Below are 24,764 nucleotides of genomic sequence, written 5' to 3'. Positions count from 1 at the left end.
TCAGCGCCTCACGCATCCCATTCTTATTGGCCTGTCGGCCTTATTCATACGAATCCGGTTGCCCGGTTATGCATTCACGCACGCAAAGGTATCCCTGCGCCAAAACCTGCCCGGTTTGGCGGGATGTCTTTCGAATGCACACATGTCCCGCAGAACACCCGAAAATAGGTGAGCGTCCGGAAAACCGGGTTGCACGTAGCACTCTCAATTTTTTAGACAGGGCCGAGAAGACCGGGTTGCACCCGGGTTTCACGACAGATCGGCAGCCTGGCATCAGCCAGTCGTCGCCCATTTCCTCAAATCGATCTGATGCCCGTCAGTTCGACCAAAGAAACAGCCTGTCCCCCCAAGCGAGTGAATCGCTGATAACAGTGGTAACAACTCCAAGCGGGGCGCGGCAACGAAACTCTGATGTTGACTCGGTTCTTTGGCCGAAAGAATCTCTCAGTTTTGTGAAGGCGCGGTTTTCCGGCAACACGAAAAAAGGCGCCGCTCGAAGCGACGCCTTAAATTTAGATCAGCCTTGCTGACATGACCATTGGTCAATTTGCAGCCTTAGCCCAGCGCTTTGACGCGGGCCGACAGACGCGACATTTTGCGAGCTGCTGTGTTCTTGTGGAAAACACCTTTGGTGACGCCGCGCATCAGCTCGGGCTGAGCAGCGCGCAGAGCGGCAGTTGCTGCGTCCTTGTCACCAGAAGCAATCGCTTCTTCGACTTTACGCAGATAGGTGCGGATGCGCGAACGACGCGCTTTGTTTACTGCGAAACGCTTTTCGTTCTGACGTGCGCGTTTCTTTGCCTGGGGCGAATTTGCCATGTGTCTCTGACCTTCGTTCGGTACGGTTATCTTGGTTTGCGCGCCACGGACGTATCCGCACCGGATCAGAAATCACGAGTGTGAGTCGGGCCAAGCGGGCCGCACGCGCATGTATGGCGGCGGTATGTATCCAAGTTTTTCAGGTTTGCCAAGCCGATTCTCAGACCCACCAAAATGAAAACAAAAAGGCGGACACATGGCCCGCCTTCGAACTTGATCTGGAAGGTTTTACTTGTCGCGAAATTGCGCCGCGCGCTTTTCGAGGAATGCAGCCATGCCCTCTTTCTGGTCTTCGGTTGCAAACATCGAATGGAAGACACGACGCTCAAACAAAAGCCCTTCGCTCAACGGCAGTTCATAGCTGCGGTTCACAGCCTCCTTGACGGCCCCAGCTGTCAGCAAGGATTTTTCCGCAATCTTCTGCGCTGCACCCATGGCTTCTTCGATCAGTTTTTTGGCTGGAACGACACGGCTAACAAGACCGGCACGCTCTGCCTCTTCTGCATCCATGAACCGACCGGTGAGGTTCATATCCATCGCCTTGGACTTGCCAACAAAGCGCGTCAGGCGCTGTGTTCCGCCAATACCTGCGACAACACCCAGATTGATCTCGGGCTGCCCAAACTTGGCTGTATCTGCAGCAATAATGAAGTCACACATCATGGCCACTTCACAGCCACCGCCCAGAGCATACCCCGCCACGGCCGCTATGATCGGTTTGCGAATGGCCGAGACGCGGTCGTTTACCGAAGCAAACAGATCTGCGCTCAAGACATCGACAAAGCTCATCTCGGACATTTCCTTGATGTCCGCGCCTGCGGCAAATGCTTTGTCGGACCCGGTGAGCACGATGCACCGAACCTTGTCATTACGATCTGCTTCTTCCAGCGCATCGCAAAGCTCTCCCACCAATTGGGAGTTCAATGCGTTCATCGCATCCGGTCTGTCGAGTTTGATGAGGGCGACGTGGTCTTCGATTTCGACGATGATCGTCTCAAAAGCCATGAGTTGAAAGCTTCCGGTTGTTCCGTTCAGGTATGATTCCTTATCACGCGAATTCTCTGGATCAAGCTATCTTTGGCATTGCGCACAATAGAAGGATGAGCGTCCCGATTGAGTGATTCTCTTAATTTTGGCACCACAGCCCTCGGTCCGACAAGGCTCACCCTCGCGTCCATAGACATCAAAGCTGTGTTGAAAATATCCAAGCTCTCCATCGGCTTGGCGGAAATCTCGCAAGGAAGAACCGCCCGCTTCTATGGCGTCCTGCAACACTTTCCGGATGATCGGAACCAATGCGGCAACACGTGATGCAGAAATCTGCCCGGCTTTGCGACGTGGCGACACCTTGCCGCGATAAAGCGCCTCGCAGACATAGATATTGCCCAATCCGGCAACGATTCCCTGATCCAGAAGTGCGGATTTGACCGGAGTGTTCCTGCCTTTGAAGGCCTCGATCAGATGGTGTTCGTGGAAGTCATTGCCCAGGGGCTCTGGCCCCAGAACCGACAGCAGCTTGTGGTCATCTGCCTTGGCCGTCGGCAACAGATCCATCGCTCCGAACCGGCGCGGATCATTGAAAGTGATGCGCGCGCCGTTGGCCATGTGGAACACGACATGATCGTGTTTCTCCGGCATCGGATGCGTATGCACGAACTGACCCAGCGGATCACCCGAAACCGTCATCCGCCCGGACATACCCAGATGGATTAGCAATGTCTCACCGCTGCTGAGATCTGCCAGAATGTACTTCGACCGCCGCCGCAACCGCTCAACCCGCTGCCCGGTCAACCGTTCTGCCATTCGATCTGGGAAGGGCCAGCGCAGATCGGGGCGGTTCACATCGGCCCGTTCTATCACCACCCCTTCCATAGCAGGACTCAGGCCGCGTCTTACTGTCTCGACCTCGGGCAATTCGGGCATTACACGGCTCCTAATCCAAAGGGCCGCATTGTGCCCGCCTCTTATGGCCCTATAACAGAGGCGAAATTCGACAAACGGCAAGGCAAATGTCCGACAAAAGCGACAAGACCACTCATTTCGGGTTCGAAACCGTACGCGAGGCTGACAAGGCCGGACGCGTGCAGGGCGTGTTCAACTCGGTCGCCTCGAAATATGACGTGATGAACGATGTCATGTCGATGGGCATCCACCGGGTCTGGAAGGATGCGATGATGGACTGGCTGGCGCCACGCCCCGGCCAACGTCTTCTGGACGTCGCAGGCGGCACGGGCGACATCTCGTTCCGCTTCCTCAAACGCGCAGGCCATGGTCACGCCACCGTTCTGGATCTGACCGAACCGATGCTGGTCGAAGGCCGCCAACGCGCCGAGGCCGACCAGATGGCGGATAGCCTGAACTGGGTGGTCGGCGACGCCATGGCCCTGCCGTTCGAAGACAACACCTTTGACGTCTATACAATCTCGTTCGGCATCCGGAACGTGACCCGCCCGCAAGAAGCGCTGAACGAAGCGTTCCGCGTGCTGAAACCCGGCGGCCGCCTGATGGTGCTGGAATTCAGCCAGTTGCCCAATGACGGGCTGCAAAAGCTTTACGATCTCTACAGCTTCAACGTCATCCCACGCATGGGCAAGCTGATCGCCAATGATTATGACAGCTATCAGTATCTGGTGGAATCGATCCGCAAGTTCCCCGATCAAGAGACGTTCCTGAACATGGTCCGTACCGCCGGGTTCGAAAACGCCAAGTATCGAAACCTGAGCATGGGCATCGCCGCGCTGCATTCCGGCTGGAAGATCTGATGCGCGGTCCTCACAACATCATCCGCCTGATCCGCACAGGCGCCACTTTGGAGCGCACCGGTGCCATGAATGTGGTGCTGGACGCTTTTGAGGCCCCGCGGTCGCTGCGGTTTGTTGCCCATGCGCTGGGCAAGCCGTTCCAATGGCTGGGTTACAAGGGTGATCCCGATATGCCACCCGCCACGCGTGCTCTGACGGCGCTTGGCCCGGCCTACATCAAGTTTGGTCAGGTACTATCTACCCGCCCTGATGTTGTCGGCAACGAATTGGCCGAGCAGCTGCGCGTGCTTCAGGACAAACTGCCCCCCTTTTCCAAATCCGAAGCCATGGCCGAGGTGGAAAAGGAACTGGGCCAGCCTGTTGCCGAGATCTTTAGCGATTTCAGCGAGCCCATTGCCGCCGCATCTATCGCGCAGGTCCATAAAGCCAAACTGGTCAGCACTGGAGAGGATGTAGCCGTCAAAGTCCTGCGCCCCAATATCGAACGCGCGTTCCGCAAGGATGTAGACGCTTTCTATTTCGCGGCCCGTATCGTACAGCTTTTCGCCCCCGGCGCGCGCCGATTGCGCCCAATGGAGGTGATCGAACATTTCGATGGCGTTGTCCGTGGCGAACTCGATCTGCGGCTGGAAAGTTCTGCCGCATCGGAATACGCCGCCAACACTAGGGACGACGCCGGGTTCTGGTTGCCGCCCGTGGTTTGGTCGCTGTCTGCGCGTCGCGTGATGACACTCAGCTGGGCCGACGGTATCCCGCTGGGCGATAACGCAGCCCTTGACGCAGCAGGACACAACCGCCGCGATCTGGCCGAACGTGTGCTACGCCTGTTCCTGCTGCACGCCCTGCGCGACGGCTATTTCCATGCCGACATGCACCAGGGCAACCTGAAGGTCGCCGCCAATGGCGATATCATCGCCTATGACTATGGCATCATGGGCCATATCGACGAATACACCCGCCGGGTCTATGCCGAGATCCTCTTTGGCTTTATCCGCCGCGACTACAAGCGCGTGGCCGAGGTACATTTCGAAGCAGGATATGTCCCCGCAAACCAGGACGTAGATGAATTCGCCCGCGCCCTGCGTGCAGTTGGCGAACCCATCTTCGGCATGGATGCTTCACATATCTCGATGGGCCGCCTGCTGAATTACCTATTCGAGGTGACTGAGCGCTTTGGCATGGAAACAAGAACCGAGCTGATCCTGCTGCAACGCACCATGGTGGTGGTCGAAGGTGTCGCGCGTTCACTCGACGACCACATGAACATCTGGGAGGTCGCCCGCCCTGTAGTCGAAGACTACATCAAGCGATCTATCGGCCCTCGCGCCGCTCTGAGGGATTTTGGGAAAACCGCAATGGTGCTCGCCCGTTTCGGCCCGCGCCTGCCAGCGCTTGTTGAAAACGCACTGATCGCGCAAACCCAAAAAGACGACAAAAAGAGTAACGGCTTTGGTGCATATGCCCTACCTGCCACGATTGGTGCGCTCTTTGGAATAGCCGCAACGCTGATTGCCGTGGTGCTGGGCTAATTCAAACCCGCCTGCTTCATCTGGCTAAAAATACCTTCGGGGGGAATTGCGCCAAGAGCGCAATGGGGGGCAGACACCCCCCCCTGCTCCGTTGTCGTTCAGAGCCGCTCGATGGCAAGGGCAATCCCCTGACCACCGCCAATACACATGGTGATCAACGCTTTTGACCCACCCGTACGCTCCAACTCGTACAGCGCCTTCAGGGTGATGATCGCGCCGGTCGCGCCAACCGGATGGCCCAGCGCAATGGCACCGCCGTTGGGGTTTACCTTGGCCGCATCCAGACCCAGCTCCTGATTGACGGCCAGTGCCTGTGCGGCAAAAGCTTCGTTGCTTTCGATCACATCGAAATCACCTGCCGACAAACCGGTCTTCTTGAACAGGTTTTGCACTGCCGGGACCGGGCCAATACCCATAACTTCGGGTCGCACACCAGCATGGGCATAGCCGATCACGCGTGCTTTCGGTTTCAAACCGGCTTTTTCTGCCGCGTCCGCCGTTGCCAGGACCATCGCAGCCGCGCCGTCATTGATGCCCGAGGCATTCCCGGCCGTGACGCGCCCGTCTTTCTTGAACACTGGCCTCAACCCGGCCAGCGCCTCGGCTGTAGTCGCTTTGGGGTGTTCATCGACCTGGAAATCGACCATGTCGCGTTTGACCTTGACCTGCACCGGAGCGATCTGGCTTTCGAAAAATCCCCCCTCAATCGCAGCAGCCGCACGGGTCTGGCTGGTCATGGCAAACTCGTCCATCTGCTCACGGCTGATCTGATGTTCGTCGGCCACGTTTTCGGCCGTGACACCCATATGCCCTGTGCCAAACGGGCAATTCAGTGCGCCCAGCATCATATCGAGCGAGGTAACATCACCCATCTTAGCGCCCCACCGCGCCTGAGGCACGATGTAAGGGCTGCGCGACATGCTCTCGGCACCGCCCGCCACAGCAAATTCCGCATCGCCAAGCATCAGGGACTGCACGGCGGATACAATGGCCTGAGCCCCGGACCCGCACAGACGGTTCACATTCATGGCCGGCGTACCGTTGGGGATACCCGCCTGCATCGCAGCCACGCGTGATAAATACATGTCGCGTGGTTCGGTGTTGATGACATGACCAAAGACAACGCTGCCGATCTGCGCGCCTTCAACTCCCGAACGTTCAAGGGCTGCTTCGGTGGCAACAGTGGCCAGATCAATCGGAGCCGTCGAGGCCAAAGCGCCACCAAATGTGCCGATGGCGGTACGCGCACCATCCAGAATCACTACGTCAGTCATATTTTCTCCTCCAAAACCCGCGCGCATTATGCACTTGCAGCATGATCTTCAAATTAGACTCACTGTCACGCCCGGAATTGACATTACGTTGCGCAACACGCATGGATTCCGTCATGACGGAAAACACAGACGATATCCTGAACCTCCTGCCTGCTCGCCTGAAAGAGGCACGCCGGGCAAAAGGACTGTCGCTTGAGGCGGTTGCCAACCTCAGCGGCGTTTCCCGGTCCATGGTCAGCCAGATTGAGCGCGGCGAAAGCAGCCCGACGATCTCGACCCTGTGGAATTTGACCCGCGCCTTGCAGGTGGATTTTGCCGGTCTGTTGGAAGGTGCAAAAGCCAGTGACCAGATCGAGGTTCTGCGAAGCTCTGAGGTCCCCAGTATCGATAATATGGGGCAGAACTGCCGGATTCGCATTCTGTCCCCACCAGAAGAAGCCGGAGGTCACGAGGTTTACGATATTGAGTTCGACAAAGATGGGGCTTTGAACAGCCAGCCCCATGCCCGCGGAGCGCGTGAACAGCTGACAGTTCTGGAAGGTTCGGTCCGGGTCACATCGGGCAGCGCTATCTCGGATCTCAGCCAAGGGGACACCGCCCGCTATGCCGCTGATATTGTGCATTCCATTACCGCCAAAGGACCCGCGCGGGTCTTTTTGATCGTAAAGAACGCCTGATACTGGCGATTTTCCGCCTTCACGGATTTTTTTCCTTCATATTGTAATTCCCCTATTTGGGAAATTCATCCGCTATGTTAGATGTGCGACTCAGTTGAACGGAGGTCGCCATGGCAGATGCATTCTTGTCCCACATCACGGACACACTCGCGCAAATCGAATCCGAAGGTTTGTACAAGCGCGAACGAATGATCACCTCGCCTCAGGGCGGTGAGATATCCGTGGGCGGCAAGCAGGTGATCAACCTGTGTGCCAATAACTACCTGGGTCTGGCCGATCACCCCGCGCTGATCGACGCCGCAACGAACGCAATGGGCCCAAAAGGCTTCGGCATGGCGTCGGTCCGGTTCATCTGCGGCACGCAAGACATTCATCGCGAACTGGAGCAGAAGCTGGCCAAGTTCCTGAACAAGGACGATGCGATCCTGTTTGCTGCCTGTTTTGATGCGAACGGCGGTTTGTTCGAACCGCTGCTCGGCCCCGAGGACGCGATTATCTCAGACAGTTTGAATCACGCCTCGATCATCGATGGGGTGCGGCTGTGCAAGGCAAAGCGCTATCGCTATTTGAACAATGACATGAACGACCTCGAAGCCTGGCTGAAACAGGCACGCGAGGACGGGGCGCGACACATCATGATCGCAACGGATGGCGTGTTCTCGATGGATGGCTATCTGGCCAACCTGCCGAAGATTCGCGAACTGGCGGACAAGTATGACGCCATTGTCATGGTTGATGATTGCCACGCCACCGGCTTCATGGGGCCGAACGGTGCGGGCACGCCGGATCATTTCGGTGTTGATGTCGACATTCTAACAGGAACTTTGGGCAAGGCACTTGGGGGGGCAATCGGCGGTTACATCGCCGGGCCGCAGCCAGTGATCGACCTGCTGCGGCAGCGGGCGCGGCCCTATCTGTTCTCAAATTCGCTGCCGCCCTCGATCGTCGCCGCAGGGCTTGAGGCGATCCGTCTTGTAGAAGAAGGCGACATGCTGCGTGCTCAGCTGTTCGGAAACGCCAAATACTGGCGTGCCGGATTGGAGAAACTGGGGTTCGACCTGCTGCCCGGCGAACACCCGATCATCCCGGTGATGTTGGGCGAAGCGACGCTGGCGCAGGACATGGCGTCAAAGCTGTTTGATGAGGGTGTCTATGTCTCGGGTTTCTTCTTCCCGGTTGTTCCACGCGGACAAGCGCGGATCAGAACCCAAATGAATGCGGCTCTGACCAAGGATGAATTGGATCGCGCGCTGACCGCCTTTGGCAAAGTCGGCAAAGAACTGGGGGTGATCTGATGCACCCCAACACCATGAAGGCACTGGAAAAATCCAAACCCGAAGAAGGCCTGTGGATGGTGCAGGCCTCGGTGCCCGAGATCGGGCCGGAAGAGGTGCTGATCAAAATCAACAAAACCGGTATCTGCGGGACCGATATTCATATCTGGAACTGGGATGAATGGGCCTCTGCCACTGTGCCGGTTCCGATGATCACCGGCCACGAATTCGCCGGTGAGATCGTCGAGATCGGGCGCAACGTGACGGGGCTTGAGATCGGTCAGCGGTGTTCCGGAGAGGGGCATCTGATCACCACCGACAGCCGCCAGAGCCGCGCGGGCAAGTTCCACCTCGACCCCGGCACTCGGGGCATTGGCGTTAACGAACAGGGTGCTTTCGCGCAGTATCTCAAGCTACCTGCTTTCAATGTGGTGCCCTTGCCGGATGACGTTCCGGATGAAATCGGAGCGATCCTTGACCCGCTCGGCAACGCGGTGCACACCGCGCTGAGTTTCGATCTGCTGGGAGAGGACGTGCTGATCACCGGCGCGGGCCCGATCGGCATCATGGCCGCCGCCGTTGCGCGCCACGCCGGCGCACGCCATGTCGTGATCACCGATATCAACCCAGACCGCCTGAAACTGGCCGGGCATGTGGTGCCGACGCTGCGCACGGTTGATGTGTCCAACGAAGACCTGCAGGACGTCATCAAGGACCTTGGCATGAAAGAAGGCTTTGACGTGGGTCTCGAAATGTCTGGGTCTCAGGCTGCGCTGGACCAGATGGTTGAGGCATTGGTCATGGGCGGTAAGATCGCCTTGCTTGGAATTCCACCGGGAAAATCTCCGGTCGATTGGTCTCGTATCGTCTTCAAGGCGATCACCATCAAAGGCGTTTATGGGCGTGAAATGTTCGAAACATGGTACAAGATGATCGCCATGTTGCAGAACGGTCTGGATGTCAGCCGCGTCATCACACACCAAATGAAAGTCGATGATTTCGCTGAGGGTTTTGCCGCAATGAAATCTGGTCGGTCGGGCAAAGTGGTTCTGGACTGGACATGAGACTCTGGCCCTGCGCCACGTCACCCCCTAAACAGGGTGAAACAAAAGCGTTTGGAGGGGCACATGGGCGACAAGGACAGGTATCTGGAACGCGGGATCGAGGAGTCACTCGTTACCGATTTCGCGCAGACCCATCGCAAGAGCTATGGCGATTTTCTGCAGCTTAAGACCCTGCTGAATCTGCAAAAGACCTTTCAGGACCCTGCGCAACCCGATGAGATGCTGTTCATCATCATCCATCAGGTCAGCGAGCTGTGGTTAAAACTGATGCACCACCAACTGGTTGAGGTGCGTCATTACCTGCAACGAGACGAATTTGGCCCGGCGATGAAGAACCTCGACAGGGTCAAAGCAATCCAGCGCCAGTTGATTTCGGCTTGGGAAACGCTGCTGACCATGACGCCTGCCGATTACATGACCTTTCGACAGGCGTTGGGCAGTTCCTCTGGGTTTCAAAGCTATGGCTACCGTCAGATCGAATTCATTCTTGGAAACAAGGACGCAGCAACCCTGAAAGTACATGAGCATGATCCCGAAGTGATGGGGATGCTGAATGATGCCCTGACCAAACCGTCCCTTTACGACGAAGTTCTGTTCATGCTGGCCCGCCAAGGGTTCAATGTGCCCCAAGACCTGCTAGAGCGCGATTTTGCACAGCCCTATTCCGGCGACCCGCGTGTGGTGAAGATCTGGGTGCAGGTGTTTCAGGACGCTGGTACATATTGGGATCTCTACGCACTGGCTGAAAAGCTGATGGATGTGGAATCCCTGTTCCAGCGTTGGCGCTTTGATCACGTCACGGCGGTCGAGAGGGTGATCGGCAATCAACCCGGTACCGGCGGTTCCAGTGGCGTGTCGTTTTTACGCAAAGCCTTGGATCTGCGCTTTTTCCATGATCTCTACGATGTACGAACCGAATTGATGTATGCGGATCAGGAGTAAGCAATGCTGTATCGGGGGTTCACACAGGCCGAGTTGGATCAGGAGTATTCCCCCTCTTCAATGATCGGCGGAGACCTCACACCCTATCTGGACAGCTACGCCGCGCTCAGCGCACAACACCGCGCGCAGATGGAGGTGATCGGGAACATCTCTTACGGTGATGCAACCGCTCAGGTTCTGGATTTCTTTCCCGCAAAAGGGGCCGGTGCGCCGCTGCATGTCTTTATTCACGGGGGCTATTGGCAAGCCCTCAGCCAACGCGATTCGGCGATGATGGCACCTGCGCTGATCGAGGCTGAACAGTCGTTTGCGACCCTGAACTACACACTCGCACCAGATGCGCGGGTCGGAGAGATGGTCGAAGAATGCCGCGACGCATTGCTCTGGCTGGCAACCAATGCGTCTGATCTGGGTTTTGACCCATCGCGGATCACGTTGTCCGGGCACAGCGCCGGGGCGCAATTGGCAAGTATGGTCATGGCCAGTTCAGCCAACGACCTTGCCCGCGCGGGTTTGCGCGTGCGCGACGTGATCCTGATCAGCGGCGTTTATGATCTGGAACCGATCAGCCAGACGCCGATCAATGACCCGCTGCAACTGACCCCGGTCGAGGTGAACGACCTGTCGCCCATCCGCCACCTGCCGCCCCCCGGCCCGCGCTATCACGTGACAGTGGCGGAAAGGGACACACCCGAGTTCATCCGCCAGAGCCGGGATTATGCGGAACTGCTGCGCAAGGCCGGGCATTCGGTCAGTTTCGATTTGAAGAAAGGGATGCAGCATTTCGACATCATCATGCATCCGGGGACGTTTTTGCCCGAGGCTCGATAGTCAAGGATATCGGACGTCGACCAGATTTGCCCCTTTCGCCGAAGTCCAAGTTGACAAACAAGCACCGAGGTTTTGCCAGAGATGGGGATGTCGGCTCAGAGCCCACAGGTGTCGACAGCTTATACCGTTGCGACCCTGCCCAACGACCAAAAAAATCGATAGACGCGTGCCCTGGATGGCAAGGGGCGCCTGGGCGTTGTTCCTGCCAGATGAGCCGTCACAAGGCATAGGCAAATATTGAAATAAGAAACCTGCTGCGGCATTGTCCAGCCTATGGAATTTCTGGACTTCGGACATAACCCTTGGTTGGTGGTTACATCGTTCGTTGTGGCGCTTGTTGCAGGTGCTACGGGATTGTCTTTGACGAGAGATTTGTCCGAAAAGTCGCTTTCACAACGCAGGTTGGCCATCGCGTTGGGTGCCATTGCTTTGGGTGGCGGTATTTGGTCGATGCACTTCGTAGCTATGCTTGGCCTAAAGCTGCCCATCCTGTTTTACTATGACGCAGCAATCACGCTCGCATCCGCGCTTATTGCGATCCTTATGGTCGCCCTGGCACTTGTGCTTTTGCATTTCACTGAGCGTTCCAGGGGGATCATCATTGCCGCCGGAGCAATCGTAGGCGCGGGCATCTTGGCGATGCACTATGTCGGAATGGCTGGCATGCAGCTTTGCAAGCCCGTTTATACCCTGCAAGGTGTGCTCGGGTCGTCGGTATTGGCTATTGTCCTTTGCATTCTCGCTATCGGCATTGCGTATAATGAGCGTTCCAACAGGACCATCGCGATCGGCACACTGTGTTTCGGCGTAGCCGTCTTTTCAGTGCATTTCCTGGCCATGGCGGGAACCAATTTTGTGGCCTTGCAAAACATCCGAGAGTTTGGGCCCGTCATCAGCAACGAAGTCATGGCCGTTGGAGTGATCCTATCAAGTTTTATAATCTTCGGCGCATTCTTGTGGGTCGGCACAACTTATCTTGTGCCTACGCAAGCTACAAAGATCTCGACGATGGACGTCGCCCACGATGAGCCTTCACCAGACCAGACCTCGCCCATTCGTATCCCTTGTGAAAGAGACGGAGGCAAAGTCTTTATCGCCGCGCCGGACGTTGTATTTGTCAGGGCGGATGGTCACTACACGCAGGTCTACACCCGAACGGAAAAGTACTTTTGCGTCTGGCCGATCACTGAAGCGGTTAAACGGTTGGAGCCAACTGGTTTCTTGCGCGTGCACCGCAGCTATATCGTGAACCCCAAAAAGGTCTCGCGGTTTGAACGGACCAAAGACAAGGGACAATGCACCTTTGGTGAAGCCGATCTTCCCCCGGTACCGGTCAGTCGATCGAACCTGAAAGCAGCACTGACCGCCTTCGGGTAACGTTCGGTATCCCCGGCGGCGCAACTCGTGCGTCCTGAGGCGCATTTCGTGCAAAATTAGCGAAAACAAAGTGTTTTCTCGGGTCAAACACCCCACCGCGCGCGAGCTTCTCTAGCAGCCAGAACAGTTGCTGCAGGGAGGAGAGGCAATGATTCCAGCTGCCTTTGAATACTATAGACCAAAGGATTTGGCGGATGCTCTGTCCGTTTTAGTGGAGCATGGAGATGACGCACGCGTGCTCGCAGGGGGGCACAGTCTGATACCCATGATGAAGCTCCGCATGGCCGAAGTGCCACATCTGATCGACTTGCAGGATTTGGAGGGTTTGAGCGGCATATCCATTGAGGGGGATAGCGTCCGCATTGGCGCGATGACAACGCAACACGATATCATCGACAACGCTCAATTGGCGGCAGTAGCTCCGATCATGCGCGAGGCCTCATTGCAGATCGCTGACCCGCAAGTGCGCTACATGGGCACGGTTGGCGGCAATGTTGCCAACGGCGACCCGGGCAATGACATGCCGGGCTTGATGCAGTGCCTGGACGCGACCTTCACCTTGGTCGGCCCGGACGGTGAACGCAAAGTCGCGGCCCGCGATTTCTACGAAGCGGCTTATATGACTGACCGTGAGGATGAAGAGATCCTGACAGCGGTGGAGTTCGATGCGCCAAAGGGCGGGTACGCCTATGAAAAGCAAAAGCGCAAAATCGGCGACTACGCCACCGCGGCTGCTGCGGTCCTTTTGACTAAGGAAGGTGTGGCTTGCACCTCGGCTTCCATCGCGATGACCAATCTGAGCGATACACCAGTTCATTCTGAAAAAGCTGGTGCTGCCCTTGTCGGCACGTCTGTGGATGATGCGGCAATCAAAGCGGCCGTGGACGCCATGTTGGACGACATCGATCCAACACAGGACAACCGCGGTCCCATCGAATTCAAACGTCACGCAGCGGCGATTATCCTGCGCCGTGCGATCGAAAACGCCTGGGCCAGAGCCTGAGGAGAGAGATCATGTCAAAGAAGAAACATTTCACTCTTACCGTGAATGGTGAGGAGCAAGAGTTCCTGGCTGAACCGCGCGAACTGCTTATCCACACCCTGCGCGAAAGGCTGCGCAAGACCGGTCCGCACATTGGCTGTGAGACCTCGCATTGCGGCGCTTGCACCGTGACCATGAACGGCAAATCGGTAAAGTCCTGTACCGTGTTTGTAGCGCAAGCTGACGGTGCCGAAATCACCACTATCGAAGGGCTTGGTAACCCTGACAGCCTGCACGTGTTGCAGGAAGCGTTCAAAGAACACCACGGTCTTCAATGCGGCTTCTGCACACCGGGTATGATCACCCGCGCATCCAAGCTTTTGGAAGAAAACCCGAACCCAACCGAGGAAGAGGTGCGCTTTGGCATGGCGGGTAACCTCTGCCGCTGTACCGGGTATCAGAACATCGTCAAATCTATCCTCGCTGCCGCGGCCGAGATGAACTCTGCGAAGGAGGCGGCACAATGAACAAGGAACTGACCCGCGAAGAACGCGCCGACGCGCTAGGAGGAATGGGTTGCAAACGCAAGCGCGTTGAAGATGCCAGGTTTACCCAAGGCAAAGGCAATTATGTCGACGACATCAAACTGCCCGGCATGCTGCATGGTGATTTCGTGCGTTCGCCCTATGCCCACGCCAAAATCGTTTCGATCAATGCCGAGGCCGCATTGGCGCTGGACGGCGTTATTGCTGTACTGACGGCCGAAGACCTCGCCCCTCTTGGTCTGCACTGGATGCCGACGCTGGCTGGCGACAAACAGATGGTTCTGGCTGACGGCAAAGTGCTTTTCCAAGGTCAGGAAGTGGCATTTGTGGTGGCAAAGGACCGTTACATTGCAGCCGATGCAGTGGAGCTGGTCGAAGTTGAGTATGAAGAACTCCCCGTTTTGACCGATCCCTACGCAGCCTTGGAATCCGACGTGGTTCTTCGCGAAGACCTGATGGGCGAAGGTGGAGCGATTCCAGATGGGGCCCACGGCCCCCGTAAACACCCTAACCACATCTTTACCTGGGAAGTCGGCGAGAAGGACGCGACCGAGCAGGTAATGGGGGAGGCAGACGTGGTCGCTGAAGAGATGGTGTATTACCATCGCACGCACCCATGCCCGCTCGAAACCTGTGGCTGCGTGGCCTCAATGGATAAGGTCAACGGCAAGCTCACGCTGCATGGCACGTTCCAGGCGCCTCACGCTATCCGCACCGTGGTTAGCCTGATCTCGGGCATTGAAGAGCACAACATCCGCGTGATCTCGCCCGACATTGGCGGCGGCTTTGGCAATAAGGTTGGGGCTTACCCCGGCTATGTGTGCTCGGTCGTGGCATCGATTGTCACCGGCGTTCCGGTGAAATGGGTCGAGGACCGTATGGAAAACCTAATGACCACCGCCTTTGCCCGTGACTACTGGATGAAAGGTAAGATCAGCGCCACCAAAGAGGGTAAGATCACAGGTCTTTGGTGCCACACGACAGCAGACCACGGCGGTTTTGACGCCTGTGCCGACCCGACCAAGTTCCCGGCTGGGTTTATGAACATCTGCACCGGGTCTTACGACATCCCGACCGCGTATTTGGCAGTGGACGGCGTCTACACCAACAAGGCGCCGGGCGGGGTCAGCTATCGCTGCTCCTTCCGTGTAACCGAAGCCGCCTATTTCATCGAACGCATGATCGAGGTTCTAGCGATAGAGCTGGACATGGACGCGGCCGAACTACGCCGGATCAACTTCATCAAGAAAGATCAGTTCCCCTATCAGTCCGCGCTTGGGTGGGAATATGACTCGGGCGACTATCACACTGCTTGGGATAAGGCGCTAAAGGCTGTCGACTACGAAGGGCTGCGTGCAGAACAAGCTCAACGGGTCGAGGACTTCAAGGCGGGCAAAACCCGAAAGCTGATGGGCATTGGCCTGACGCATTTCACCGAAATCGTCGGCGCTGGACCCGTCAAAAATTGCGATATCCTCGGCCTCGGCATGTTCGACAGTTGTGAAATCCGCATCCACCCGACCGGCTCAGCGATCGCACGCCTTGGCACCATCTCGCAAGGCCAGGGCCATGCCACGACCTTTGCGCAGATCCTCGCAACCGAGATCGGTCTGCCGGCAGACAGTATTACCATCGAAGAAGGTGATACGGATACTGCGCCCTACGGTCTTGGAACATACGGCTCGCGCTCGACGCCGGTAGCCGGTGCCGCGACCGCGATGGCTGGGCGCAAGATCCGCGCAAAGGCTCAGATGATCGCGGCCTACCTGCTGGAAGTGCACGACGATGATGTTGAATTCGACGTGGATCGTTTCGTGGTTAAAGGCGCGCCTGAAAAGTTTAAGACGATGAAGGAAATCGCCTTTGCCGCCTACAATCAGGCCATTCCGGGCATCGAGCCGGGGCTGGAAGCGGTCAGCTACTATGACCCGCCGAACATGACCTATCCCTTTGGCGCCTATGTCTGCGTGATGGACATCGATGTGGACACCGGTGTGACCGACATTCGCCGCTTCTATGCGCTGGATGACTGTGGCACCCGCATAAATCCGATGATCATCGAGGGCCAGGTGCACGGTGGTCTGACCGAGGCGCTGGCCGTCGCTCTGGGGCAAGAGATCGCCTATGACGAAATGGGCAACGTCAAGACTGGCACGCTGATGGACTTCTTCCTGCCGACCGCATGGGAAGTGCCGAATTACGAGACCGATCACACGGTTACCCCCAGCCCGCACCACCCAATAGGTGCCAAGGGTGTCGGCGAAAGCCCCCATGTGGGCGGCGTGCCCTGTTTCTCCAACGCGGTGAATGACGCCTTCCGTGCTTTCGGCCTGCGTCACACCCATATGCCGCACGATCACTGGCGGATCTGGAAGACAGCAAACGAACTGGGCCTTCACGGCTAAGCTTCTGGCGCGCGCAGCAGGGATGGCGGCGCGCGCCTTTTAAACCACTTGAGGCTCTGATGACCTGGACCGATCTCCAATCTGCACTTGTAGAACATAACTACGTCGCCTCAGACGATCTGGCGGTGTCGCTGCATTTGGCTTTGTCATTGCACCGTCCTCTACTGCTGGAAGGTGCAGCGGGCGTGGGAAAAACCGAGGTTTCCCGAGTACTGGCCGCGGCTCAGAACACGCAATTGATCCGTCTGCAATGTTATGAAGGTTTGGACGCCTCTCAGGCAATCTATGAGTGGAATTACCAACGGCAACTCCTGGCGATCCGTGCGTCCTCTGAAGCAGGCGAGACCGGCAAGGCGGTCGAGGATCGGATATTCTCGCGCGAGTATTTGTTGGAACGCCCCTTGCTGTCGGCGATCACGCAAGACGTTTCTCCAGTTTTGCTGATCGATGAAATTGACCGCGCAGACGAAGAGTTCGAAGCCTTCCTGCTCGAGATCCTAGCCGATTACCAAATCACGGTGCCAGAACTTGGCACCATCAAAGCCACCACCGTGCCAACAGTTATACTAACCTCGAATGGCACCCGCGACTTGTCGGACGCGCTAAGGCGCCGCTGCCTTTTCGCTTATGTCGATTATCCTGACAGGACGACGGAACTCGCGATCCTGAAGGCCCGTTGTGCTGGGATTGAAGCGCTGCTGGCCGATCAGGTGATCGGGTTCGTCCAGGCGTTGCGCAAGGAAGAGCTGGAGAAAGTGCCCGGAATCGCGGAGACACTGGATTTTGCCGCCGCTCTTATGGGGTTAGGGATTGCCGATCTAACGGAAAACCCGGCAGCCCTCCAAGCCACACTCACGACACTTTTAAAAACTCAGGGCGATCGCGCACATATCACCACCGAAGTGGCACAACGCATTGCGGGGAAGGCCGCATGACCCGCGTAACCCGCTTTGCTGGCCGAGATCCCGGCGCCACAGCGCGTATGGCGGGGTTCCTGGCCCATTTGCGAGAGAATGGCCTGCGCCTTGGCGTGCAGGAAACCGAAGCGGCTCTGGCGGCCTTGACCCATGTTGAGGCAGCCAACCCCTCAGAGGCGAGATGCGCCCTCAAGGCGGTCTGCACGGGATGCAAGGACGACGCGCAGAGGTTTGATTTGCTGTTCGACAGTTTCTGGATGGATGCTGGTCGCGTGCGAACAAAGGTCATGCCGAAAATATCGGCCCCTACCAAGGGCGACGACAGCGTACATTCGTCACGAGATGCCAAAGGAGAAGACGTTGGAGGCGCTGGCGATGCGACAGCGCCGGACGGAGGTGAAGGTGATGCGGAAAGCAATGGCGACGGCAAGCTGATCGCCACCGAGATGCGAAACCTGTCCCGGCGCGACCTACGTGAGCTGGTACGGGCGGAAGAGATTTCCGAGGCCGAAGAGGTTGCCCGCCGCCTCGGACAAGCGCTGCGCGACCGCCGCTCCCGCCGTCGCATCGCTGCCCGTAAAGGGGACCGCCTGCATTTCCGCAAAACAATCCGGCGCAGCCTGGCAACAGGGGGCGAACCCATCCGACTCATTAAGCGCAAACGCCCTGATCGTAGCCGCAAAATCGTAGCCCTATGCGATGTTTCCGGCTCTATGACCGTATATGCGCAAGTGTTCCTGGCCTTTTTGGCCGGCCTGATGCGCGGAGATCCAACCGCCGACGCGTACCTGTTTCACACACGCCTCGTGCGGATAACCGAAGCTTTACGCGATAAGGACGCCATGCGCGCCATCGGACGGATGTCCTTGATGGCGGATGGGTTCGGCGGAGGCTCCAAAATCGGGGAAAGCCTGGACCGTTTCGCGGCTACATATGCGCGTCGGTTCGTCGATGGTCGTTCGGTCGTGATGATTCTTTCGGACGGCTATGACACCTCTTCCCCTGACCACATCGACGCCGCGTTGACCAAGTTGCGCAAACGCGGCTGCCGCATTCTTTGGCTGAACCCTCTCAAAGGCTGGCGCGACTATGCGCCCGTCGCTGCGGGCATGAAAGCCGCATTGCCTCATTTGGACCGCTTTTATGCAGCCAGCACTTTGGCGGACCTCGCCGCGTTGGAGAAGGAGCTGGTATCGCTATGACCCCCGCTGAGTTGTTTTCTTCAGACCTGGCAGAAACAGCCCTGTCCCTGCGCGCCAAGGAACAACCTTTTGCCTTTGCCACAATCGTGCGCACTGCGGGAACCACTGCAGCTAAACCCGGCGCAAAGGCAATCATAGGTGCGGATGGCACTATCTTGCATGGGTTTCTTGGCGGCGGCTGCACCCGTGGCGCTGTGAGGCGAGCCACCTTGGAGGCTCTCGAAACCGGCGCACCTAAACTTGTGTCGGTCGCGCCGGAAGATTTTTTAAACGATATCGGCGTCAGTGCCGGAGCAATGATGGAGGGCGTACTCTATGCGCGCAACGGTTGTCCCTCTCGTGGTACCATCGACATCTTCATTGAGCCTTGTCTTCCGATGCCAGAGTTAACAGTACTTGGGAACTCGCCGGTCGCAGAGGCTTTGGCACAAATCGCACCACATTTTCACTGGTCGATCACGCGTGCCCTTGATGGAAAGAGTGCACTTGGAAAGATGAGCGCGGTCGTCGTTGCGACGCAAGGGCAGGGCGATCTGGACGCCTTGCGCGACGCGCTTGCGTACGATGCAAACTATGTCGCCTTTGTCGGCAGCAAGAAGAAGTTCGCTGCCCTGTCTAAAAAGCTCTCTGAAGCCGGTGTGCCCGAGATCACACTTGCGACCGTCTCAGCCCCAGCCGGTTTGGACATTGGTGCTGTCACGCCAGAAGAAATCGCGCTCTCCATTCTGGCGGAACTGGTCACCGTGCGCAGGAATTCCGCAGAAAGAGATCCAAATGCGTAAACTTTACAAAATCTTAACTCGTATCTTCAAGCCCTCTAGTGAGCAGGCTGAGGTGCTTGCAAAGATCAAATACCCCTGTTGCTGAACAAAGGAAGGAACCGCCATGGAACTGGCTGACGAAATTCTCATCGATGCCCCGCGCGACGTGGTTTATGCAGCGTTGAACGACCCCGAGATACTGAAACGCTGTATCCCCGGGTGCGAAGAGCTGATCAAGAAGTCTGAAACGGAACTTGAAGCCAAAGTTGTTCTTAAAGTTGGACCCGTGAAAGCGAAATTCAGCGGAGATGTGGTCCTTAAAACCGACGGCGCGCCAGAGACATTTTCGCTGGAAGGCCAAGGCAATGGTGGCGCAGCTGGCCATGCAAAAGGCGGCGCTGACGTAACTCTGACCGAAAATGGCTCTCAGACCATTCTGCGCTACGAAGCCAAAGCCGTGATCGGCGGTAAGTTGGCGCAACTTGGAAGCCGTCTTATTCAGAGTACAGCCAAGAAACTTGCGGCCAAGTTCTTCAAATCCTTTGCAGACGTCATGTCGGAAGAACCTGTTGCTTGACCCTCACGTTTATCTGGGCGAAGAGATGGAGGAAACCGCATGACCCTTCTCTTTGCCATATCAACGGAAAGCTGCGCCCTTTGTCGCGCCTAACCTCCATAAACGAAAAGCTGATCGAAGATTGGCTGGATGCCGCAGAGTGATACTGGCCCACGCGGACCTATTTTGATCGACATTTGTTTTATGTCTATTGGGACGTCCTATGACAATCATCCGGACCTTAATCTTCTTAGCCGGCTGGATTTACGCCATTTCTCAGTTTGGATTTTTTCTTGGTGTTTCGCTTGGCTGGATACCCGCCTTGCTGTTTGCATGGATTATTGAAACCGTGCTGGTTTTTGTGCTGGTCGTAGTTGCTTCCGCAATGCCCCAAAAGAAAGCCTCTATCTCAGCCCAGCCAATAAAGACCGACGCGGTTAGTACAGAATTTCTGTCCGAACGCCGTTATTTCTCAATTGATGGTTCATTGCGCGAAGCAAGAAGACTGTTCAAGCGATGGAGCCCATATTTTCTGACAATTGCCTTACTTTGCGGTGCTTGTTGGTTGGTATCTGTTGTTTTCCAGAATGAATACTCTGGTGCATGTAAACGGGTGTTTGAAACGCGGATCGAACTTATGGAAATTCAAGCATCCTATATAGGCAATGGCATCGACCTAAGTGACCTCGATGGCTTTAGCTATGGCGTGCTTTTGTATAAATACGGCGGTGAAGTTGCGAATAATAGCTATCGTTACCTGAACGTTGAGCAAGATGCCATTTACGCCGAACAACGCCTCGAATGGCCTTACCTTTGCCCGTTGACACATCCATCGATGGTTGCTGATTGTGTCAGGCAGTCGCGCGGGCTTGCAAAAGGGTTAGTCTGTTGATGCTTATCGCGAATTGTACCACAGCATGCCGATTTTTAGGGTCGTTTGGCTGAGCATGTAGCGGCAGGCTGCGATTAGGCCCATTTATTGGCGTACAACAATGAAGTGCCTACAATCGGTCCGATCGAGTGTTTTCGACTAAGTATTCATTGCAGCAAAATCAAAGGAGTTTCTTAATTGGGTTTTGTTATAAACAAGCTGGTTTCAGGGTTCAGATCGTCATTTGGATCCGTCAGAATACCAGCCGGAAAAGACACTGATATAGGTCGATCCTTTGTATCGAGGCAGAGCATGTGGTTATTGTCTCCGTCGCCCAGATCAGCAAGCGCTGCGGGCGTCACAATGCGCTGAGATCCATCTTCGGCCTCTACGAGGATACTGTACAGATCACGTTCCAAATCGCCAGGTTCCTTGCCGTTGGCCAGCGTGACCCCACCCGCCCAAGTTACCCGAATGGCCTGAACAGTGTTGTCACTTGGACAAAGGCTTCCTCTGGTTCGGCGTGGCCCCAAGTTTCCGACCAAAGTCCAATCCTCAACAACCTCGGCAAAGATCATTGAGGGCCCGTCTTCCAGCGGAGTTACGGCTACTGTAGCACCTCGAAAATCAAGTGTCCCGTCGATGGAATGAAGGTGTCCAATAACTTCGACTTCGATGGGGGGATCGTCGGGAAGGTTCCCAAAATCCCCTATGAGAAGCACCGTGCGCAATTCACCGGGATCGGTAGCAGGCAACACTGACGCGCAGTGCATTACTCCGATCTGGCCTGACTTTGTTTCAACTCTGAAGTCACCTGCCTGCAGAGTTTCCAGATCTACCTGGGTAGAAAAAATGACAGGCATCCCGTGTTTGCCCCTGGAACCTCTGCAAATGAAATTTGCCACTCGGGGCAACGCCTCGAGCCCATGGAAACCAGAAAGCAACTCGGCATCTTGTCCTCCGGCTGAACTCGGCAATCCGAGGTTTGGGGTTGTATCTGCAAGTTCTCGACTCGAGACGTCCTGCGCGCACACAGTCGTACCTGACAACACAAACGTAGTGGCAGGTGCAAGCAGTGTGATCGCTTGAATCCAATTCCTAAACTTCTTCAGCAATAAGGTTATTCTCCTCGTTTGGTCTCCGGCGCCGCGGACTTTCGAGCTGCTGCGTGTTGGAATTAAAATAACACACGCAAACACATTTGGTCGAACTTGCCGCTACGCAGGTTCCAACAACGCTTCGGAAAGCTCGTATTCCGAAAGGGCTCCTGGTGCACCTATTGCAACAAGCCTTGTTTCGGGTTTTCGGTGGCCCCATGCGCCATCCCTTGCGATGTCCATGCGTTTTCCGACAACCTGTACAAGAATGCGATGATCCGGATCCTCCTCACTGAAGACAAAACCCTTGAGACGATAGACATCTCCGGGAAGTTTCCGAATAGCGGTACGAAGAGAGGATAGGCTTATTGGTCGGTCAGCTTTCATCATGGTTGTTGAAAAGCTGTCTGAGTGATCAGAGTGGTGACAACCGCAATCTGGCCCATGCTCATGATGATCAGGTATTTCTGTTTCGAGCTGTTCGGCGGCAAAGCGACCAACAGAAAGAAGTATGTCCAGTGGGACGTCCGCATTGACAGCTTCGACCAATCGATATCGGCGGAAACGAGACCCCAGCCAATCGTGCACCTTCTGAACTGTGGCCCTGTCGACAAGATCAACCTTGTTCAGAATTACCATGTCCGAAAATGCAATTTGTCGGAGTTTCAACTCCATTTGTTCCGGCGCGGCAAATAGTTGTTCCGCGTCGACAAGACACATGAGGCTGTCCAAACGGATCATGTCCCGGAACCGTTGATCCGTAAACGTCATCGCGATTGACGATGGGTCCGACACGCCGCTTGCTTCAAGAACGATATATTCCGGTTTCTCAGGTCGGGCGAGAACGGCCTCTACCGTTTCGATCAGGTCATCTCGGATCGAGCAGCAAACGCAACCATTTGCCAAACTCATCACGTCCTCTTCGAGGCCAACCACCAAGTCAGCGTCAACGTTTATTGATCCAAAGTCATTCACCAGAACTGCAACCCGCAACCCGTGATTGCCTGTCAGGATGCGGTTCAAAAGTGTTGTCTTACCGGCGCCGAGAAAGCCGGTAAGGATCGTTACGGGGATCGCAGAAGTCGAACCAAATTCAATCATTGTTCGATCTCCTCTCAGTCTTCATCACGCGGGCCGATTACATCCGAAACTTTGATGGTAAAGTCCTGCGGCCAGTCCCCGCCGGGTGCTCGGAAAACGTCGGTTGGGTAGTATTCGCGTGGATCGATCTCCATATCGCGGTACTTTTGGTCTTGCTGATCTGCTCGAGTGAGCCTCGGATTCGGCAATGTGATTTCATCCGGGAGCTCAATACGCCCGGCCTCGGCTGCCGCAGCCAGTTCACGAAATGGTGGCACAGTACCGGATTTTCCGGGCAGTGCAGCTTTCCTGTACCAGATCGCATCCTTGGTCACGTTCACAACGGCTACATCGAGACCCCATTGGAACAGACCGTCATAGTGGGCGCGAATACCAGCCAGCATTTCAGCGTCGATATCCTCGTCCTGTGTATAGTGCGTCACCATTCCCAACCGCGGCCTTGCGTCAGCAAAGAGCTTACCCACGGCATAGTGGGAGGTATGATGCGTATCGATTGTGTAATTAAACAGATCCTGTGGGATACCGTATTTGTAGGTCATCAACTGACCAATATCCTGTCCCGACATTTCGGTTACAAAAACATCGACGCCTTCGCCGTATTTCCGTGAAAGCTCATCCGGGCGACCATCGCCTGTCCATACGAAGCTCAGACCATTCCAATCGAGCCGATACCCAACTGCGCCGTCCTTGGCGTGGCTGCGCGGCCAGGACCGAACAGTCACACCATCTTGGTCATAAACGATACCGCCTTCTTGGCTGAAATCGAACTCGTTGACCTCGATCTCATAGCCGTCACCAATTGGGAACACATCGAATGCTTCGAGGTGCCATTTGAGCATTTGCTGCATGCCTTTGACCATCCCAGCTGTGCCAAGCTCGGGTGTCCGACCGGACGGGCCGTGAATACGAAGTGGAGTGTACCCTCCTGACCAAGCCCGGAATGGGTAGATGTAAGGGATGTCGGCATAGTGGTCGACATGCAGGTGAGAGATGAAGATGTCGTTGATCAGCTGCCCCGGCACCTGCATGGCAATGATGTTACGGACACAACCGGATCCAAAGTCGAAGAAGAACCGTTTTCCATTTCCCAACTCTACCATGATACACGTACCCGCCTGATCTTCGCGCGGTGGATAGGGTGTCGAGCCACAGAATGAGATGCGCATCTCATCTGGTCCCAACTCCTCACTAAGTGGAAAATAGTTCGCGTTTGAGCCTGTCATGTATTTGGTTGGGCGGAAATACTCTGGCAAAGAGATACCACCTGCGGGTCGCCCACCGTATGGGTTCTTGAGAGTTTCTCCCAGCGGGCCGTCTCCTTCGTGGGCCTCGGCACTCCCCGCCGCAAACCCAGCCGCCCCTGTCGCGGCAGCTCCAGTGGCTAAACCCTTAAGAACACTCCGTCGTGAGGGGTCTTCAATTTGGTCTGTCGCCTGAACTTGTTTGTTCTCCAGGTCTTGCCCATTGTCTTCCTTGGTCATGGTTCGGTCCTCAGTTAAAAGTGTTACGAAGATTGCGCTTCACCATCCGGCGAAGCTCGTTCACGAGTTCAGATCTGATGTGGGCCCATTCCGCACGCTCTGGCGCTGTAATCGATGTGTCATCCAGCAGCGCAGTAACTTTCTTTAGGTCTGCAATTGCCTCGCTGAGTAACGCATCCGTTTCGATACGCCCGGAAAGCGCATCGGAAAGCTCTGGAAGCTCGTCACTTAGTTCCCACGTCACTGGATAATCCTCGGTTTCCACTATCTATTCTCACATCGAGATGAGTGCGGTTG

24 protein-coding genes are annotated in these 24,764 nt (G+C 56.1%); 16 read left to right on the top strand and 8 right to left on the bottom strand.

The features are described 5' to 3' along the window. Positions 1-555: 555 nt before the first annotated feature. The 3 genes from rpsT to mutM form a co-directional block, all read right to left on the bottom strand. Positions 556-819 carry a 30S ribosomal protein S20 gene (gene rpsT / locus GS646_RS18060; RefSeq protein WP_039541017.1) on the bottom strand — a complete coding sequence of 88 codons (264 nt, stop codon included), beginning with the start codon at positions 817-819 and terminating at the stop codon, positions 556-558. 228 nt (positions 820-1,047) lie between these two features. Beyond that, positions 1,048-1,824 (bottom strand): enoyl-CoA hydratase, encoded by a 777-nt coding sequence (locus tag GS646_RS18055; protein ID WP_171188067.1) that lies wholly within the window; start codon positions 1,822-1,824, stop codon positions 1,048-1,050. A gap of 66 nt (positions 1,825-1,890) precedes the next feature. Then, entirely contained in the window at positions 1,891-2,742 is an 852-nt protein-coding gene (mutM, locus tag GS646_RS18050; protein ID WP_171648593.1) for a bifunctional DNA-formamidopyrimidine glycosylase/DNA-(apurinic or apyrimidinic site) lyase, read from the bottom strand. Between the two features lie 86 nt (positions 2,743-2,828). Between mutM and ubiE the strand changes: the two genes are divergently transcribed. After that, positions 2,829-3,581: a bifunctional demethylmenaquinone methyltransferase/2-methoxy-6-polyprenyl-1,4-benzoquinol methylase UbiE gene (ubiE, locus tag GS646_RS18045; protein WP_171648591.1), complete on the top strand. Its 753-nt coding sequence runs from the start codon at positions 2,829-2,831 to the stop codon at positions 3,579-3,581. Then, positions 3,581-5,110, top strand: coding sequence for a 2-polyprenylphenol 6-hydroxylase (gene ubiB, locus GS646_RS18040; RefSeq protein ID WP_171648589.1), 1,530 nt, complete (start codon positions 3,581-3,583; stop codon positions 5,108-5,110). The genes ubiE and ubiB overlap by 1 nt, the downstream gene beginning before the upstream one ends. A 98-nt stretch (positions 5,111-5,208) precedes the next feature. Here ubiB and GS646_RS18035 read toward each other — a convergent pair whose 3' ends face one another. Continuing rightward, a complete protein-coding gene (locus GS646_RS18035; protein ID WP_171648586.1) occupies positions 5,209-6,384 on the bottom strand; it encodes an acetyl-CoA C-acyltransferase family protein in 1,176 nt (391 codons plus the stop codon). A 113-nt stretch (positions 6,385-6,497) separates the two neighbouring features. On the opposite strand from GS646_RS18035, the gene GS646_RS18030 reads away from it, so the two are divergent. The 14 genes from GS646_RS18030 (at position 6,498) to GS646_RS17965 (ending at position 20,809) form a co-directional block, all read left to right on the top strand. Further along, positions 6,498-7,061 (top strand): helix-turn-helix domain-containing protein, encoded by a 564-nt coding sequence (locus GS646_RS18030; RefSeq protein WP_171648584.1) that lies wholly within the window; start codon positions 6,498-6,500, stop codon positions 7,059-7,061. 110 nt (positions 7,062-7,171) lie between these two features. Continuing rightward, positions 7,172-8,356: a glycine C-acetyltransferase gene (locus tag GS646_RS18025; RefSeq protein WP_171188073.1), complete on the top strand. Its 1,185-nt coding sequence runs from the start codon at positions 7,172-7,174 to the stop codon at positions 8,354-8,356. Between the two features lie 14 nt (positions 8,357-8,370). Next, positions 8,371-9,399: an L-threonine 3-dehydrogenase gene (tdh, locus tag GS646_RS18020; RefSeq protein ID WP_171648608.1), complete on the top strand. Its 1,029-nt coding sequence runs from the start codon at positions 8,371-8,373 to the stop codon at positions 9,397-9,399. Between the two features lie 63 nt (positions 9,400-9,462). Next, complete coding sequence (locus GS646_RS18015) at positions 9,463-10,341, top strand: tryptophan 2,3-dioxygenase (RefSeq protein ID WP_171648582.1); 879 nt, start codon at positions 9,463-9,465, stop codon at positions 10,339-10,341. 3 nt (positions 10,342-10,344) lie between these two features. After that, on the top strand, positions 10,345-11,172 hold the full coding sequence (locus GS646_RS18010) for an alpha/beta hydrolase (RefSeq protein WP_171648580.1): 828 nt from the start codon (positions 10,345-10,347) through the stop codon (positions 11,170-11,172). A 273-nt stretch (positions 11,173-11,445) separates the two neighbouring features. Next, positions 11,446-12,549: an MHYT domain-containing protein gene (locus tag GS646_RS18005; protein WP_171188079.1), complete on the top strand. Its 1,104-nt coding sequence runs from the start codon at positions 11,446-11,448 to the stop codon at positions 12,547-12,549. A 148-nt stretch (positions 12,550-12,697) separates the two neighbouring features. Beyond that, entirely contained in the window at positions 12,698-13,552 is an 855-nt protein-coding gene (locus tag GS646_RS18000) for a xanthine dehydrogenase family protein subunit M (RefSeq protein WP_171648578.1), read from the top strand. An 11-nt stretch (positions 13,553-13,563) separates the two neighbouring features. After that, on the top strand, positions 13,564-14,058 hold the full coding sequence (locus tag GS646_RS17995; protein WP_152457016.1) for a (2Fe-2S)-binding protein: 495 nt from the start codon (positions 13,564-13,566) through the stop codon (positions 14,056-14,058). Next, complete coding sequence (locus tag GS646_RS17990; RefSeq protein ID WP_171188082.1) at positions 14,055-16,481, top strand: aerobic carbon-monoxide dehydrogenase large subunit; 2,427 nt, start codon at positions 14,055-14,057, stop codon at positions 16,479-16,481. The genes GS646_RS17995 and GS646_RS17990 overlap by 4 nt, the downstream gene beginning before the upstream one ends. 59 nt (positions 16,482-16,540) lie before the next feature. Continuing rightward, positions 16,541-17,416 carry a MoxR family ATPase gene (locus GS646_RS17985; RefSeq protein WP_171648576.1) on the top strand — a complete coding sequence of 292 codons (876 nt, stop codon included), beginning with the start codon at positions 16,541-16,543 and terminating at the stop codon, positions 17,414-17,416. Then, the gene (locus GS646_RS17980) at positions 17,413-18,600 is read left to right on the top strand and encodes a VWA domain-containing protein (RefSeq protein ID WP_171188086.1); all 1,188 of its coding nucleotides are present in this window, start codon (positions 17,413-17,415) and stop codon (positions 18,598-18,600) included. The genes GS646_RS17985 and GS646_RS17980 overlap by 4 nt, the downstream gene beginning before the upstream one ends. Then, entirely contained in the window at positions 18,597-19,382 is a 786-nt protein-coding gene (locus GS646_RS17975) for an XdhC family protein (RefSeq protein WP_171188088.1), read from the top strand. Before GS646_RS17980 ends, GS646_RS17975 begins: the two co-directional genes overlap by 4 nt. A 103-nt stretch (positions 19,383-19,485) precedes the next feature. Beyond that, positions 19,486-19,938, top strand: a complete 453-nt coding sequence (locus GS646_RS17970; RefSeq protein ID WP_171188091.1) for a carbon monoxide dehydrogenase subunit G — start codon at positions 19,486-19,488, stop codon at positions 19,936-19,938. A 202-nt stretch (positions 19,939-20,140) separates the two neighbouring features. Beyond that, positions 20,141-20,809: a hypothetical protein gene (locus GS646_RS17965; RefSeq protein ID WP_171188093.1), complete on the top strand. Its 669-nt coding sequence runs from the start codon at positions 20,141-20,143 to the stop codon at positions 20,807-20,809. A 173-nt stretch (positions 20,810-20,982) separates the two neighbouring features. On the opposite strand, the gene GS646_RS17960 is transcribed toward GS646_RS17965, so the two are convergent. The 4 genes from GS646_RS17960 to GS646_RS17945 all read right to left on the bottom strand — a co-directional run bounded on the left by GS646_RS17960 (position 20,983) and on the right by GS646_RS17945 (position 24,732). Further along, positions 20,983-21,651: a hypothetical protein gene (locus GS646_RS17960; protein WP_171188095.1), complete on the bottom strand. Its 669-nt coding sequence runs from the start codon at positions 21,649-21,651 to the stop codon at positions 20,983-20,985. A gap of 354 nt (positions 21,652-22,005) precedes the next feature. Continuing rightward, positions 22,006-22,986, bottom strand: a complete 981-nt coding sequence (locus GS646_RS17955; protein ID WP_171648574.1) for a GTP-binding protein — start codon at positions 22,984-22,986, stop codon at positions 22,006-22,008. A gap of 14 nt (positions 22,987-23,000) precedes the next feature. Then, the gene (gntH, locus tag GS646_RS17950; RefSeq protein ID WP_216600504.1) at positions 23,001-24,467 is read right to left on the bottom strand and encodes a guanitoxin biosynthesis MBL fold metallo-hydrolase GntH; all 1,467 of its coding nucleotides are present in this window, start codon (positions 24,465-24,467) and stop codon (positions 23,001-23,003) included. Between the two features lie 10 nt (positions 24,468-24,477). After that, on the bottom strand, positions 24,478-24,732 hold the full coding sequence (locus tag GS646_RS17945) for a hypothetical protein (protein WP_171648572.1): 255 nt from the start codon (positions 24,730-24,732) through the stop codon (positions 24,478-24,480). Between the last annotated feature and the right edge of the window lie 32 nt (positions 24,733-24,764).

Origin of the sequence: Ruegeria sp. HKCCD4315, from assembly GCF_013112245.1 — a bacterium.
Classification (GTDB): domain Bacteria; phylum Pseudomonadota; class Alphaproteobacteria; order Rhodobacterales; family Rhodobacteraceae; genus Ruegeria.
The sequence above is the reverse complement of the archived record's forward strand: the minus strand, read 5'-3'. Positions and strand labels throughout refer to the sequence as shown.

Coding starts and splice junctions, on each gene's coding strand:
- rpsT (WP_039541017.1), bottom strand. CDS start 819: ATGGCAAATTCGCCCCAGGCAAAGAAACGCGCACGTCAGAACGAAAAG.
- GS646_RS18055 (WP_171188067.1), bottom strand. CDS start 1,824: ATGGCTTTTGAGACGATCATCGTCGAAATCGAAGACCACGTCGCCCTC.
- mutM (WP_171648593.1), bottom strand. CDS start 2,742: ATGCCCGAATTGCCCGAGGTCGAGACAGTAAGACGCGGCCTGAGTCCT.
- ubiE (WP_171648591.1), top strand. CDS start 2,829: ATGTCCGACAAAAGCGACAAGACCACTCATTTCGGGTTCGAAACCGTA.
- ubiB (WP_171648589.1), top strand. CDS start 3,581: ATGCGCGGTCCTCACAACATCATCCGCCTGATCCGCACAGGCGCCACT.
- GS646_RS18035 (WP_171648586.1), bottom strand. CDS start 6,384: ATGACTGACGTAGTGATTCTGGATGGTGCGCGTACCGCCATCGGCACA.
- GS646_RS18030 (WP_171648584.1), top strand. CDS start 6,498: ATGACGGAAAACACAGACGATATCCTGAACCTCCTGCCTGCTCGCCTG.
- GS646_RS18025 (WP_171188073.1), top strand. CDS start 7,172: ATGGCAGATGCATTCTTGTCCCACATCACGGACACACTCGCGCAAATC.
- tdh (WP_171648608.1), top strand. CDS start 8,371: ATGAAGGCACTGGAAAAATCCAAACCCGAAGAAGGCCTGTGGATGGTG.
- GS646_RS18015 (WP_171648582.1), top strand. CDS start 9,463: ATGGGCGACAAGGACAGGTATCTGGAACGCGGGATCGAGGAGTCACTC.
- GS646_RS18010 (WP_171648580.1), top strand. CDS start 10,345: ATGCTGTATCGGGGGTTCACACAGGCCGAGTTGGATCAGGAGTATTCC.
- GS646_RS18005 (WP_171188079.1), top strand. CDS start 11,446: ATGGAATTTCTGGACTTCGGACATAACCCTTGGTTGGTGGTTACATCG.
- GS646_RS18000 (WP_171648578.1), top strand. CDS start 12,698: ATGATTCCAGCTGCCTTTGAATACTATAGACCAAAGGATTTGGCGGAT.
- GS646_RS17995 (WP_152457016.1), top strand. CDS start 13,564: ATGTCAAAGAAGAAACATTTCACTCTTACCGTGAATGGTGAGGAGCAA.
- GS646_RS17990 (WP_171188082.1), top strand. CDS start 14,055: ATGAACAAGGAACTGACCCGCGAAGAACGCGCCGACGCGCTAGGAGGA.
- GS646_RS17985 (WP_171648576.1), top strand. CDS start 16,541: ATGACCTGGACCGATCTCCAATCTGCACTTGTAGAACATAACTACGTC.
- GS646_RS17980 (WP_171188086.1), top strand. CDS start 17,413: ATGACCCGCGTAACCCGCTTTGCTGGCCGAGATCCCGGCGCCACAGCG.
- GS646_RS17975 (WP_171188088.1), top strand. CDS start 18,597: ATGACCCCCGCTGAGTTGTTTTCTTCAGACCTGGCAGAAACAGCCCTG.
- GS646_RS17970 (WP_171188091.1), top strand. CDS start 19,486: ATGGAACTGGCTGACGAAATTCTCATCGATGCCCCGCGCGACGTGGTT.
- GS646_RS17965 (WP_171188093.1), top strand. CDS start 20,141: ATGACAATCATCCGGACCTTAATCTTCTTAGCCGGCTGGATTTACGCC.
- GS646_RS17960 (WP_171188095.1), bottom strand. CDS start 21,651: ATGCCTGTCATTTTTTCTACCCAGGTAGATCTGGAAACTCTGCAGGCA.
- GS646_RS17955 (WP_171648574.1), bottom strand. CDS start 22,986: ATGATTGAATTTGGTTCGACTTCTGCGATCCCCGTAACGATCCTTACC.
- gntH (WP_216600504.1), bottom strand. CDS start 24,467: ATGACCAAGGAAGACAATGGGCAAGACCTGGAGAACAAACAAGTTCAG.